This window comes from Stenotrophomonas sp. FBCC-B152, assembly GCF_059134105.1.
This window is the reverse complement of the sequence record NZ_CP101442.1, coordinates 909,711-922,902: the sequence shown is the minus strand read 5'-3', so window position 1 is coordinate 922,902 and position 13,192 is coordinate 909,711. Positions and strand designations below refer to the sequence as shown.

General features: G+C 68.6%; 9 protein-coding genes. 2 read left to right on the top strand and 7 right to left on the bottom strand.

Features of this window, described 5'->3' with window-relative positions:
- Positions 1 to 5 precede the first annotated feature (5 nt).
- From NMB40_RS04510 to creB, 7 genes are all read right to left on the bottom strand, one after another.
- A complete protein-coding gene (locus NMB40_RS04510) occupies positions 6 to 491 on the bottom strand; it encodes a Fur family transcriptional regulator (RefSeq protein ID WP_068850345.1) in 486 nt (161 codons plus the stop codon).
- A 16-nt stretch (positions 492 to 507) separates the two neighbouring features.
- The gene (gltX, locus tag NMB40_RS04505; protein WP_282247860.1) at positions 508 to 1,911 is read right to left on the bottom strand and encodes a glutamate--tRNA ligase; all 1,404 of its coding nucleotides are present in this window, start codon (positions 1,909 to 1,911) and stop codon (positions 508 to 510) included.
- Positions 1,912 to 1,998: 87 nt separating this feature from the next.
- Entirely contained in the window at positions 1,999 to 7,521 is a 5,523-nt protein-coding gene (locus NMB40_RS04500) for a dermonecrotic toxin domain-containing protein (protein ID WP_494360281.1), read from the bottom strand.
- A 130-nt stretch (positions 7,522 to 7,651) separates the two neighbouring features.
- A complete protein-coding gene (locus NMB40_RS04495; protein WP_494360280.1) occupies positions 7,652 to 8,092 on the bottom strand; it encodes a hypothetical protein in 441 nt (146 codons plus the stop codon).
- A 5-nt stretch (positions 8,093 to 8,097) separates the two neighbouring features.
- Complete coding sequence (creD, locus tag NMB40_RS04490; RefSeq protein ID WP_494360279.1) at positions 8,098 to 9,417, bottom strand: cell envelope integrity protein CreD; 1,320 nt, start codon at positions 9,415 to 9,417, stop codon at positions 8,098 to 8,100.
- A 31-nt stretch (positions 9,418 to 9,448) separates the two neighbouring features.
- Positions 9,449 to 10,915, bottom strand: a complete 1,467-nt coding sequence (gene creC / locus NMB40_RS04485) for a two-component system sensor histidine kinase CreC (protein ID WP_494360278.1) — start codon at positions 10,913 to 10,915, stop codon at positions 9,449 to 9,451.
- A 1-nt stretch (position 10,916) separates the two neighbouring features.
- Positions 10,917 to 11,609, bottom strand: coding sequence for a two-component system response regulator CreB (gene creB / locus NMB40_RS04480; RefSeq protein ID WP_494360277.1), 693 nt, complete (start codon positions 11,607 to 11,609; stop codon positions 10,917 to 10,919).
- 45 nt (positions 11,610 to 11,654) lie between these two features.
- On the opposite strand from creB, the gene NMB40_RS04475 reads away from it, so the two are divergent.
- Positions 11,655 to 12,512, top strand: a complete 858-nt coding sequence (locus NMB40_RS04475; RefSeq protein WP_068850330.1) for a 23S rRNA (adenine(2030)-N(6))-methyltransferase RlmJ — start codon at positions 11,655 to 11,657, stop codon at positions 12,510 to 12,512.
- Between the two features lie 94 nt (positions 12,513 to 12,606).
- Entirely contained in the window at positions 12,607 to 13,158 is a 552-nt protein-coding gene (locus NMB40_RS04470) for a GNAT family N-acetyltransferase (protein WP_282247503.1), read from the top strand.
- Positions 13,159 to 13,192: the final 34 nt, after the last annotated feature.

The following is a 13,192-nucleotide window of genomic DNA, read 5'->3' as shown; positions in this document are numbered from 1 at the left end:
CGGCTTTACCCCGCGCAGCGGGCGCACAGGCCGTGCACTTCCAGGGTCTGTGCCTGCGGCTGGAAGCCCAGTTCCTTGGCGCGCTTTTCCAGCTGGCTGACGATGTCGCGGTCTTCCAGCTCCACCGCGCTGTGGCAGCTGTTGCAGATCAGGAACGGCACCGAATGCTGCGCGCTGCTGGGGTGGTGGCAGGCCACGAAGGCGTTCACCGATTCGAGCTTGTGCACGAAGCCGTTGGCCATCAGGAAATCCAGCGCGCGGTACACGGTGGGCGGGGCGTCAGCGCCCACGCCCTTGCCGCTGCGCACCCATTCCAGCAGCTCGTACGCCTTGACCGGCTTGCCGGCCTCGGCGATCAGCCGCAGCACGTTGGCGCGGATCGGCGTCAGCCGCAGTCCGCGTTCCGTGCACACGCGCTCCACCACCTTCACGAAGTCCGAAGCGTCGTGAACGTGATGGTGTGGGGCGGTACAAGCGGTCTTGGCGGACATGCGCGGTCTCCTGTGGTCAGGCCGTCGGTACTTTAGTGAGTGCGACGTCGATCCGTTTCAAGGCCTCTTCACGCCCGGCCAGGAACACGGTCTGCGAAATGTCCGGGCTGACCTGGGTGCCGGTGATGGCCACGCGCAGCGGCTGCGCCACCTTGCCCATGCCGATCTCCAGCACCGCCGAGACGTCGTGCAGGGCGGCCGCAACGCCGTCCAGCGTCCACTCGCCCAGCGCCGCCAGCAGCTCGCGGGTCTTGCCCAGCGCCAGTTCCGCGCCCGGCTTGAAGTGCTTGGCCACCGCCGCTTCGTCGTATTCGACCAGCGGCTGGTACCAGACCACCGCCTTTTCGGCCATTTCCTTCAGGGTCTGCACGCGGTCGCGCAGCGCCACCACCACGTCGGCCGGGGCCGGGCCGGCGCCCAGGTCCAGGCCCAGCTTGTTCAGCTGGTAGACCAGGTGCGGGGCGATGGCGGCCGGGTCTTCGCTCTTCAGGAAGTGCTGGTTGACCCAGCCCAGCTTGGCCATGTCCAGGCGCGAGGCCTTGGAATTGCAGTTGGTCACGTCGAACAGGTCGATCAGCTCCTGGCGGCTGAACAGCTCCTGGTCGCCATGCGACCAGCCCAGCCGGGCCAGGTAGCTCAGCAGCGCGTCGGGCAGGTAGCCGGCGTCCTTGTACTGCATCACGTCGGCCGCACCGGTGCGCTTGGACAGCTTGGCGCCCTGCTCGTCCAGGATCATCGGCATGTGGCCGAACTTCGGCACCGGCGCGCCGATGCCTTCGTACAGGTTGATCTGGCGCGGGGTGTTGTTGATGTGGTCATCGCCGCGGATCACTTCGGAAATGCGCATGTCCCAGTCGTCCACCACCACCGCGAAGTTGTAGGTGGGGAAGCCATCAGGACGGAAGATCACCATGTCATCGAGCTCGCTGTTGGCGATCTCGATGCGGCCCTTGATCAGGTCGTCGAACACCACCGTGCCTTCCAGCGGGTTCTTGAAGCGGATCACCCGGTTCGGATCGTCGCGGTACGGCAGGTTCTGCTCGCGCGCGGCGCCGTTGTAACGCGGCTTCTCCTGGCGCGCCATGGCCGCTTCGCGCATCGCATCGAGCTCTTCGCGGGTTTCGTAGGCGTAGTAAGCCTTGCCGTCGGCGATCAGCTGCTCGGCCACTTCCTTGTAGCGGGCCACGCGCTGGGTCTGGTAGATCGGGCCTTCGTCGTAGTTCAGGCCCAGCCACTCCATCGCCTCCAGGATCGCGTCGATCGCGCCCTGGGTGCTGCGTTCACGGTCGGTATCCTCGATGCGCAGCACGAACTCGCCGCCGCGGTGGCGCGCTTCCAGCCAGCAGTACAGCGCGGTGCGGGCACCGCCGATGTGCAGGTAGCCGGTAGGACTGGGGGCGAAACGGGTGCGGCAGGTCATGGAAGGCTCGGGGGAACGGGAATCCCGGCAATTTTACCTGCCCCGGCCGGCAAAGGGGGCCGGGGCGGCGTTCCCGGCCCCGGCGGGTCAGCGGACATGCTCGAACAGCGTGGCCCAGCCGCGCGCCGCCGCCTGCTCCTGCATGCGCCCGGGGTTGATCTGGCGCAGGTGGAACTGCATCCGCGTGCTGCCGGGCGTGGCCACCGCCCCGTACATCTCGGCCAGGGTTTCGGCGCGGCTGTCCCCGGCCCCGGGGGCGCGGGCCGCCGCCCGGCTGAAGTAGCGCGAGCCGAACAGGTTGTTCACCCACTGGTTGAACCTGGACAGCTTCTTGAACAGCATCAGGCCGAAGTTGGGGTCGTAGAGCAGGTATTCGCGCCGCCCATTGGCCAGCACGACTACCGCGCAGGCCATGCTGTGCTTGGCCCCGCTCAGGATGAACTGGCTGCTGCGCGCGGTGTTGGCCAGGAAATCGGCCAGCGCATCGACCCCGATCAACGACGCCGCCGACACCGAACCCGGCTGCAATGCGGCCCCCTGCGCATCGCGGACCACTGCGCGCAGTGCACTGGCATGTGCGGTGTCCGGCTCCCGGATCGCCAGGCGCAACTGGTCCAGCACGTGAACTTCCTCGCCCTGCCCCATCGCCGTGGCCATGATCCGCGACAGGCCGGTGCACATCCCCGACGCGGACAGGCCGTTGCCTTCGCCCAGCAGGGCCTGCGAAGCGGGAATGAAGTCGCCCCCGGCGATGTATACCGAATCGTGCACCACCTCGTTGACCACGATGTAGTGCTCGGCGCGCAGCGTGTTGTCCAGCCGCTCGATGATCACCGACAGCGCGCCCTGCTGCACCGGGTCGAGGTAGCCGGAGACGAACAGCTCCTTCATCTGCTGCAGCGACACGGTTTCATGGGCCTCTTCGGGCGTCATCACCCGTTCCCAGTGGTCCACGCCCCATTTGAAGTCCTGCGAGCTGCTGTCCACCGAACGCGAGTGCGCCCGCTCCACCAGCGAGTTCAACGAGCCCCGGTAGCTGCGCTCCACCGATTTGCGGCGCGCGCCGCTGTTGGGCGCGCCGCCACGCAGGCCCACATCGCTGTGCGGTTCCCACACGCCGTCGGCATTCAGTCGCACCGGATGGTGGTAGAAGTTGCCCGGCTGCGGGTTCTGCAGCCGCCAGGTGCCGTGGGCCCGGTCAAACGCCACCTCGTATGCGTGTCCGGCCTGGCCGATGTACTGCCGCCCCAGGTAGTCGTGCACGCCATTGTCGGCGGCCCGCGACCCGGCCAGCACCACCGGTTGTGCGTACCGCTCGGCCAGGTGCTCCAGGGGGTCGGCCGCCTGCTCCCAGACCGGCGCCTGCAGCACCGGTTGCAGGCGTGCGCCGTCGCGCGCGGCGAGCGCGACCAGCCGTCGGGTGCCCAGCGGCGCGGAAAGGGCCAGCCCGAGCAGGCCACCGGCCGCCGCGCCGGCGCCCGCACGCCGTTGCTCGACGGTGTCGCCACGAAGGGCCTCTTCCAGCCCGAAGCCCAGCTCGGCCGCCGAGCCGATCGCCACCACCGGCAGCAGCGCGGGAATGAAGATGCTGGCCACCCCCACCGCCTCGTCAAAGCGTTCCAGCCGCGGCAGCCATCGGCGCCGGAACGCCTCCCACGGCGAGGTCATCAAGGTCTGCGCATCGCGCCGTGAGCGCTCGCGCAGGCGACGCACCAGCGCCTGCGAGGCATCGCCTTCGATCGGCACCGCCACGCGGCCCGTGCCGAACATCGCCCGCGCGCCGTTGCCCAGCGCCGTATGCACGCCGTTGGAGATCCAGCCATCCTGCAGATCGGCCAGGTCGAACGCGCCTTCCAGCCACCGCCGCCCCACTTCGGTGGCCACCGCACGCTCGATCCAGCCGGTCATGTCGGCCGTGTTGGCGAACTCGTGGAAGCGGTTGCGGTCGTGCGCGAAGTACAGCAGCACTTCCGGGCCACGGCTGTCGCCGATATGCAGCACGCTCGACGGCGTGCCATGGATTTCCAGCCAGCCGGCGTGCGTGCCGTTGGCCGGCACCGGCACGTAGCCTGGCTGCTGCGACTGGCCCGCGGTCATGCTGCCGAACACGCCCAGCGCCAGCTGCATGCCCCGTTGCGACAGCGAGCCCTCCGCGTGCTGCTGCCAGCACGCGTACAGGTAGCCGCCACGCAACGTGGTCAGCACCTCGGTTTCGTGGCGCTGCCAGAAGGCAGCCAGTGCGGCCAGGTAGTCGCCCTGCACGTCCAGCTCGCGCGCCATCGACAGCAACTGGCCCGCCTGCAGGCCGACCACTTCACTGTTCTCGTCGAAGTAGGCGCTGTCCCCGGCGGTGTACAGCCCCAGCCGCTGCGGCGACGCTTCATCGAATCCGTCGGCACGGCTCATCGCACACTCGGCGAAACTGGCCGCCTGCAGCCGCTGGGCACGCGTGTGCACCCAGCCACTCTGGGCCTGCTCACTGGCAACGCCCCCACTGAAGGCCACCACGTAGCAGCAGCTGCTGTCGAAGGCGATGCGGTAACGGCGCATGATTTCATCGTCCAGCCGCTGCTGCACGAATGGCACCAGCATCGGGTACTCGCGTTCGAGCAGGCCGCGCCCCACGCTCAGCGCATGCAGCCAGCGTGCGCCCTCCATGCCGGCGTTGCGCAGCGCACCGGGCGTGTCGGGCGGGAAGCGGGCCGTCCAGTGCGCCGCACGCCGCGCGGTCAGCCCCGCCACATCCAGCGCCACCAGCTCCCCGGCCCCGGCCAGGACCGGCACCGGCACCGGCAGGTGCTGCAGCGCCAATGACGCATCCAATGCATTGAAGGCTTCACGCAGCTGGGCCGGCGTGCGCTCCGGCAGGCGCAGCTGCGCATGCCGCAGCTCCAGTGCCTGCAGGAACATCGCCCAGCGGAAGTCGCCCTCGATCACATAGGCCTGCACCACCGGCAGGCTGCCGTTCTGCCAACGCGCGTGCTCGCTCGCGGCGACCCGTGCGTACAGCTGGTGCGGCACTTCGCTGGACAGCTGCTGCAGCGCCTGGGCGCTGGACCCGAACGCCTCCACCAGTGGGGTCCGCGTGGTACTGATCACCAGGGTGACAGGCTCGCGCTGTTCGGGCGTTGCATTGGCCGTCACCAGCAGCACCCCGTGCAGCGGCACGCCGTGGCCGCTGGCGTTGGCCGCCAACGCGTGAACGTCGATCTGCCGCCCCGGCATCGCAAGCGCGCGACCGTTGGAGGCTTCGTTGAGATCGAACCGCGCGGGGAATCCGACCAGCACGTTGATCACTGAAGCAGCTTCGTCGCTCAGGTGCCCGGCGGCGTTCAACAGCACCGCCGCGCCTGCCAGGCGGCGCCCGATCCCGGCCAGGAAGCGCTCCGACCCCGTGCTGGGGTGGCCGTGCCAGGCCTGTTCCACGCAGCTGTCGTAGTAGCTGCGGAACGCGCCCAGGTAGTTGCGGCCGCGCACCGCCTGGGTGAACTGCGCCAGCGTGAGCTCACGACACTCCTGCACGGGGAAATAGGTTTCCGGCGCGCCCCGGTAATACAGGGCGGTATGCACGCTGTCTGCCTCCACCGGCAGCAGCGCCGCGCTGACCAGCGTGTGCGCGCTGACCAGGCCGCTGCGCACGCGTCGTTCGTACGGAAGGCGGTGGTGCAGGTTGCGGAACGTGGCACCGGGAGGACGCAGCTGGTGGGCCTCCCATGCCGGCCAGGGTTCACTGAGCAGGAAGGTGTTGCGGTAGATCCCGGTCGGATCGATGGCCTTGCCGGTCACGTTGCGCAGGTCGGCCGCTACCTGCTGCGCCAGGTGGGCATCCAGTTGCGGCAACGCCTCGTAGGCGGCCGTCAGGGCCTGCTCCGATGCAACGATGTCCCGCCACGCCGCGGTCAACCGGTGGTGCTGCGCGCTGGCGTTGCGGCCCATGGACTGCACCCAGGTCAACATCCGTGAGCGGGTGAGCTCGACATCCAGTCCTGCGGGCGCGCCAAGATCGCCCATGCCAGGCTCGGGTACCTGTCCGGCCATGTCGATCAGCGAGCGGCTGGCGACTTCCAGCTGCGCGCGCGCATCCGCCTCCAGCGCGCCCGCGTGGCTGGCTTCGGTGCTGGCGACGGATCGGCGCGAACGGCTGGGAACCTCCGCCGCCACATTTCCATGTGGCGGCGCCAAGGCAGCGATGACTTCGTGCGCGACATCGTTTGCTTCAAGCAGGTCGGCAACGCTGGCGGCCAGCGTCGATACAGGCGGTGGGCGTTGCACACGCTGCCAGATGCCGTGCCAGATCGAGTCGCCACCATCCCGTTCGATCAATGCGTCGAGCAGGTCCACCGTTTTCGCTACCGCGTCCGGCGCAGCGCCTGGCGCCTCACCGAATGCCCATCGCCAGCCCAGCCCGGCCAGGCCCAGCCCGCTACCCACCAGACCGCCGGCCAAGGCCAGCAGGCCGCGCCCGCCGCCCCGCGCAGCGGCGCCGGATGCAACCGCAGCGACAGGTGGCGGCACAATGGGCGCTGGCCACGGCGCGGCACGCAGGGATGCGACGGACGCGGCGGTTCCAGGGGTTTGCAGGCGTTCTGCAATCAACCCCTGCACGCGCGGCGCCGCCGATGCGACGAACAGCAACGCATCGGCCAGTGCCGCGCGCAGGCTTGCTGCCCGCTGCGCGGCGGGATCCACGTGCTCGGCCACCGCCAGCAGCCAGCCCCCCAATCGATCCCCCGGACCGCCGCTCGTCGCCAGCAACGGATCGGCGTGCCCACCGGCAAGCCGCTCCAGGTCCGCCAGCACCGACGCCCGCTGTGCATCGGTGACCAGCGCGCAATGGTCCAGGTCCACCGCGTCGAACAGATCAGGCAGGGCCGCGCGCGGATCGATCCGGGTGCTATCGCGCGCGGCCTTGGCCGCAGCCTGCGCGACGACGCGTTCCCGATGCGCGCCTGGCAACGCCGGCAACCAGCGCGACAGCTGCCCACGCGCATCGTCGCGCTGGATCGCGCGGTGGGCGGGCGTTGAGGGCTGCAGCTGCCGTGCCACCTCGCGACTGTCGTGCACGCCGCGGGCCTGCTGGGCATGCAGGAGCGCATTCCACTCGCGCCGGGGCATGTCGAACGGCCGGTATAGCGCATCGCGCATGGCCGCCAGCAGCGAATTCGTGCTGGCAGCCGCCCAGGTCAGCTGCGCGCGCAGACCGGCGCACTCCACCTCCCATGCCGTGCGCGGCAGCGTCAGCAGCGCGGTCAGGCAGGTGCGCCACGCAGCGCGTTGCGCGCCCGGCAATGCTCGTGGCAGCAATCCGGGCAATGCATCATCCACCAGCCCCTGCGCCATCAGCGCGGCCATGGCGGTGCGGTGGAAGCGCGGTTCCAGGGTAAGGAAAAAGTGAGCATCCAGCGGGCCTTCCCGCAACGCGGCCGACAGTGCATCCAACGCTGGACCGGGTACGCCGTCGAGCCACAAGGTTCTGTCAGGGCACCACGCATCCGTATTGCGGATCGTGGACGGACCGGCGCTGCGTACGTCGCTGGACAGTGACAGGGTGCTCGCGCGCGCATCACCGCTGTCCACGTGGCCCATGCAGATCGGAGTCAGGTTCGGCATGGTCGTGTCGTGAGGTGACGAGGGGTTGGAACCTAACCGGATCCGTGGCCAATACCAGCGTCCCCTTGTGCCGCCTACTTCGCCCCGCGCATCTCGATGCCGGAAGCGACGTCCACATCGGTTGTTTACGTCACCGTTGCCAGCCGTACCAGAGCTCGCCCTGGACCGGCAGTGCCGCCAGCCATCGGGTGCCATCGCAGGACACGCTGCTGTAGATCCGTGCACCGAGCGGCCATGCCAGCGACACGCTGCCGGTGACCCGCTCGATCGCAGCCGTTCCCTCATGCCAGGTTTCGTAGTCGCCCAGCGGGCCGTCCCCATGCAGCGGTCCACGCGCATGGCGGGCATCGCGCAGATAGTCCAGCCCGCCTGCCAACAATGCGTCACGGGTTTCCGCGGCCAAGGCGAACCGCACCAGGCCGGGTGCGATACGCGCACCGGGCAACGCCATCAGCGGTGATGGCCAGCCCCGCGCCGCCTCGGCGCCCCCCAACAGCGCACAGCGCCCCAGCCGGGCTGGCAAGGCCCGGCTGGCGCGCTGCTGCAGGCGACGATGCCAGTTCGTCGTCATCGCCGTCACTTCAGGCTTGCGCCCAGTTCGTACCAGTCGATCCGGCGGGTGATCCACATCGCCGTGGCCAGCACCGCGAACAGCAGCAGCGACCCCATCAGCAACGCGTTGTTCTCCGACACCAGCAAGCCATACAGCGCGCCGTACAGCACGGTAAGCATGCCGGCGAAGCCCATCCCCCGCACCCAGCTGCGCAACACGCCAGACAGGTACACCGCCTGCAGCCCGATACACGCCACCGCAGACACCACATACGCCACCCAGAACGGAATGTGCTCGGACAGGCTCAGCAGCAGCAGGAAGAAGATCGCCAGTGCCAGGCCCACCATCAGGTACTGCAGCGGATGGATGCGCAGGCGCTTGATCAGCTCGAACAGGATGAAGCCCACGAACGTAAGCACGATGAAGAGGATGCCGTACTTGCTGGCGCGGTCGGCCTGGGTATAGATGTCGACCGGGTTGACCAGTTCCACGCTCACCGTTTCCGGCTCCACGTCGCGGTTGTCGCGCAGCTGGCGCTGTGCCTCCGATGCCAGCGAGGACACCGCCCACTCCGCGTCGAAACCCTTCTCACCCACCTGGCGCTCATTGGGCAGGAAGCTGCCGCCGAACAGCGGGTGCGGCCACGGCGAGCGGATGGCGATGCGGCTGTCATCCCCCACCGGCACCACCGCCAGCGAACGGGTGCCATCCAGCACCAGCGACAGGTCCACCTTGCTGCCCTTGAGCATGCCGCCGGTGCTGTCGGTGAAGCCCTGCAGTGGCACGTGCAGGCCCTTGCCGATGCCGGTGACATCGCCGATGCCCGGCTGCAGGGTAAGCGCCTCGCCATCGACCTTCAGATCGGGCGAGCCGACCAACCCGCGCACATCGGCGATGCCCACCGCCAGGTACGGCGTGCCGTACACCCGCCCCACCTTCACCGGGTAGTCGTCGTCGCTGAACTCGGCGCTGACTTTGGCCTTCCAGGTATAGACCGGCACGCGGAACAGCCCGACCCGGCGCTCGTCCGGCTGCATGCCACCGTCGACCACCAGCTTGGACGGCATCTGCAGCCAGTAGCTCTGCTCGACCTGGGTTTCGATCTTCTTGGTACCGGCCGCGTCCACGACTTCGACCTGGCGGGTGTCGGTCCACGGCACCACGCGGATCGGCCCGGTCAGGGTCTGCGCGCCGGCCCGGCTCTGCGCCACGCGCAGGTAGGCCTGGTCGCGGTACGCCTCGCGTTCGCTGATCACGCCCTTGATCATCATCAGCGGAATCAGCAGCAACAGGATCAGCCCGCCCACGATGGCGAACCGCAACAGCATCTTCAGGGATTTCATCACCCGTCCTCGGTTGGGAAGGGTGCCAGCTTCAGCGCTGCCGGTGTGCGGGGTTTGTGGTGTATTTGAAGCGAATGTGAAGTGACGCGATGGCGCCGCCGCCTTCGCGGTTGCGCAGACTTGCCTGGCCGCCATGCAGCCGCGCCACTTCCTGTACGAACGACAGGCCCAGGCCGGAACTGCGCTGGCCGGTGGCTGGGCGCGCCAGCGAGTAGAACCTCTCGAAGACGCGCTCCAGTGCGTACTCGGGCACGCCACTGCCGCGGTCGGCCACGCGCAGCACCACGCCGTCGCCTTCGCGCGAGGCACCCAGCTGGATGCGGCTGCCCGGGGGGGAGAAGGCCAGCGCGTTCTCCAGCAGGTTGTTCAGGGCCTGCCGCAGCAGGTAGGCATCGCCGTGGATCTCCAGGCCGTCGGCGACTTCGATGTCCACTTCGACATCGGCCGCCTGTGCACGCATCGCTACCGCATCAGCAGCGGCCTGCAGCAGCGGTGCCAGCGCGATGCGTTCACGCTTCTGCAGCCAGCCGTGCTGTTCCACTTCGGCCAGCGCCAGCAGCTTGTCGATGGTTTCGGTCAGGCGCTGTTCCTGGCCCTGGATGCTGCGCGCGAAATGCACGCGGTCTGCATCGGGCAGCGGTTCCTGCAGCAGTTCGGCCGCACCGCGGATCGCCGCCAATGGGCTTTTCATTTCGTGGGTCAGCGACTGCACGTACTGCTCCACGTACGCCTTGCCTTCCAGCTTGCGGCGCATGGTTTCCAGCGCCTGGCCGAGGTCGCCGATCTCATCGCGGCGCGGCTTGGGCGGCGGCACCGGTTCGCCGGCGCTGACCGCCTTGGCATAGCGGTTGAGCCGGTTCACCCCGTGCATGAGCCAGGCGGTCATCAACAGCCCGATCAGCGCCGACAGCCCGATCAGCCACGCGCCGCGCTGCAGGATGGCGCGCTGGCTGGCGGCAATGAACGGGTCGATGCTGCGGTTGGGCTGGGCCAGGCTGAGCACGCCGATCAGTCGGGTGGGATCGGCCGGGTCGTGGATCGGCGCGGCCACGTGCATCACCGAATGCACTTCATCGCCGGGCGTTTCCGGGCTGGAGCGCGCGCCGTATTCCCCACGCAGGGTGCGGTAGACATCGTTCCAGCGCGAGTTGTCGCGGCCGATGTCCTGCCCGGTGGAGTCGTACACCACGATGCCGCGTGCATCGGTGATGGTCACCCGGTAGTCCAGCGTTCGCTTGGGGAAGCGCCACACCATGGCCTTCGGGTCGCGCCGTTGCGCGCGGGCCAGGTTGGCTACGAACGGGCCATTGCGGATGTGCCCGGCCTTGAGGTCGGCCGCGGCCATTTCCGCCAGCACGTTGGCTGCATCGACCAGGGTGGATTCCATCGCCTGGCGTACCCCGGGCTTCACTTCGTTGACGAAGATGCGCATCACGAAGAACGCGGCGATGCCCACGATCAGGAAGAAGCCCAGGAACAGTTTCAGCCCCAGCCGCACGCTACACCTCCAGCGCGTAACCCACGCCGCGATGGGTGCGGATCGGGTCGGGATCGGCGCCGGCAGCGCGCAGCTTGGCGCGCAGGGTCTTTACGTGGGTATCCACGGTGCGGTCGGCGCTGTCGGCATCGGTATCCCAGCCGCGATCCATCAGCTGGCCCCGGCTGAGGATCGCGCCGGGGCGCTGCAGCAGCGCGGCCATCAACGCGTATTCGTAGCGGGTCAGCTCCAGCAGCTGTTCGCCGAAACGGATCCGGCGGCCCTCGCGGTCGATCGCGAAGCGGCCGTGCTGCTGCCAGCCAGCCGCCTCCGCGGGGGCTGCCACGGCACGCCGCAGCCGCGCCCGCACCCGCGCCACCAGCTCGCGGGGCGAGAAGGGCTTGGCCACGTAGTCGTCCGCGCCCAGTTCCAGGCCCAGCACCCGGTCGAACTCGTCATTGCGGGCGGTCAGGAAGATCACCGGCACGTCGCTGAAGGTGCGCAGCGTGCGGCACACCTCGAAGCCGCTCATGTCCGGCAGGCCCACGTCCAGCACCACCACGTCCACCGGCTCCTGGCGCAGCAGCTGCAGCGCCTGCCCGCCCAGCAGGCAGTGGCGGGCCCCGTAGCCCTCGCTGCGCAGCGCGTAGAGCACCGTATCGGCGATGGCGGCTTCGTCTTCGACGACCAGGACGTTGTGCAGGGGGCGGTTCATGCGCGCAGCATAGCCGCTGGGGCCGCCGCCCCGTACACTGCGCCGATGAATTACCGCCACGCCTTCCATGCCGGCAACCACGCCGATGTGCTCAAGCACATCGTCCAGCTTGCCCTGCTCGACACCTTCAAGCGCAAGGACAGCCCGTTCTTCGTGCTGGACACCCACGGCGGCGCTGGCCGCTACCTGCTGGCCAGCGAGGAAAGCCGCAAGACCCTGGAGGCCGAGGAAGGGGTGATGCGGCTGATGGCCCAGCCCAAGCTGCCGGCCGTGGTCGAGCGTTACCTCAAGGCGGTGCAGGCCGACAACCCGGTCGGCGCGATGATCAGCTACCCCGGCTCGCCGCTGCTGAGCGCGCAGACCCTGCGCGAGCAGGACCGCATGGCCGTGTGCGAGCTGCAGGATGCCGAAGCGGCCTCGCTCAAGGCGCTGTTCGCCCACGACAGCCGGGTGGCGGTACTGCACGCCGACGGCTACGCCCAGAACAAGGCGCTGCTGCCGCCCAAGGCCAACGGCGTGAAGATCGGCCGTGGCCTGGTCCTGATCGACCCGCCCTACGAGGGCCAGGATGCCGAGTACCAGCGCATCCTCGCTTCGGTGAGCGAGATCCTGGCGCGCTGGCCGCAGGCCAGCTTCGCCATCTGGTTCCCGATCAAGCAGCGCCGCACCATCCTGCACTTCCTGCGCAAGGCCTGTGCCCTGCCGGTGAAGTCGGTGCTTACAGTAGAACTACTGGTTCGGCCCGATGACTCTCCCCTTCGGCTCAATGGCAGTGGCATGCTGTTGCTCAACCCGCCCTGGCAGTTCGACCAGGTGCTGGCTCCAGCCATGCCCGCGCTGAAGCAGTACCTGGGCGAAGCCGGCGCCAGTACCCGCCTGCAGTGGCTCAAGCAGGCCGAGTAACGCCACGACCGCCGGCTGAACGGCGTGAGCGTTTCGTTCACGGAACGCGCCCCCGGGGATGCGAGAATCCGAAGACCACCAAGGAATCACCGGTATGGCTACCCGTAACCGCATGCCGCCCTGGCACGAAGTTTTCAAAGCGCCCAGCGGCCATGAGCTGCTGATCCGCCCGATTCGTCCGGAAGACGGTCCGCCGTTGAAGGAAGCCTTCAGCCTGTTCGGGCCGGAGGAAGTCCGCGACCGCCTGACGCAATCGGTCAAGGAGCTGTCAGACGAAGCGATGCAGCGGCTGACCCATCCCAACGCCAAGACCGAGATCACGCTGGTCGCCGCGGAGAACCTGCCTGCAGGTGACGCGGTGGTCGGTGCGCTGGCGCGCGCCTCGATCATCCCGGGCACGAAGGATGCGGAGTACGCCATCCTGATCAGCCGGTTCCTCATCGGCCAGGGCCTCGGCCGGCAGCTGATGCGCAAGCTGGTCAAGTGGGGGCGCGGCAAGTACCTCGACCACCTGTACGGCGACGTGCTGGAAGCGAACGAACCCATGAAGCAGCTGGCCGCATCGCTGGGCTTCAAGGCCATCCCGCATCCGCAGGGCACGCCCGGCCTGGTGCGCATGGTGCTGGAACTCGATCCGGGCCAATAAGGGGTCATCACGTGGCGGTCTGCTAAAATCGACC

What these genes read in the sequence shown, in the direction of transcription:
- creB (WP_494360277.1), bottom strand. Translation starts at nt 11,609, where the DNA reads ATGAACCGCCCCCTGCACAACGTCCTGGTCGTCGAAGACGAAGCCGCC.
- NMB40_RS04470 (WP_282247503.1), top strand. Translation starts at nt 12,607, where the DNA reads ATGGCTACCCGTAACCGCATGCCGCCCTGGCACGAAGTTTTCAAAGCG.
- NMB40_RS04495 (WP_494360280.1), bottom strand. Translation starts at nt 8,092, where the DNA reads ATGACGACGAACTGGCATCGTCGCCTGCAGCAGCGCGCCAGCCGGGCC.
- NMB40_RS04500 (WP_494360281.1), bottom strand. Translation starts at nt 7,521, where the DNA reads ATGCCGAACCTGACTCCGATCTGCATGGGCCACGTGGACAGCGGTGAT.
- NMB40_RS04510 (WP_068850345.1), bottom strand. Translation starts at nt 491, where the DNA reads ATGTCCGCCAAGACCGCTTGTACCGCCCCACACCATCACGTTCACGAC.
- gltX (WP_282247860.1), bottom strand. Translation starts at nt 1,911, where the DNA reads ATGACCTGCCGCACCCGTTTCGCCCCCAGTCCTACCGGCTACCTGCAC.
- creD (WP_494360279.1), bottom strand. Translation starts at nt 9,417, where the DNA reads ATGAAATCCCTGAAGATGCTGTTGCGGTTCGCCATCGTGGGCGGGCTG.
- NMB40_RS04475 (WP_068850330.1), top strand. Translation starts at nt 11,655, where the DNA reads ATGAATTACCGCCACGCCTTCCATGCCGGCAACCACGCCGATGTGCTC.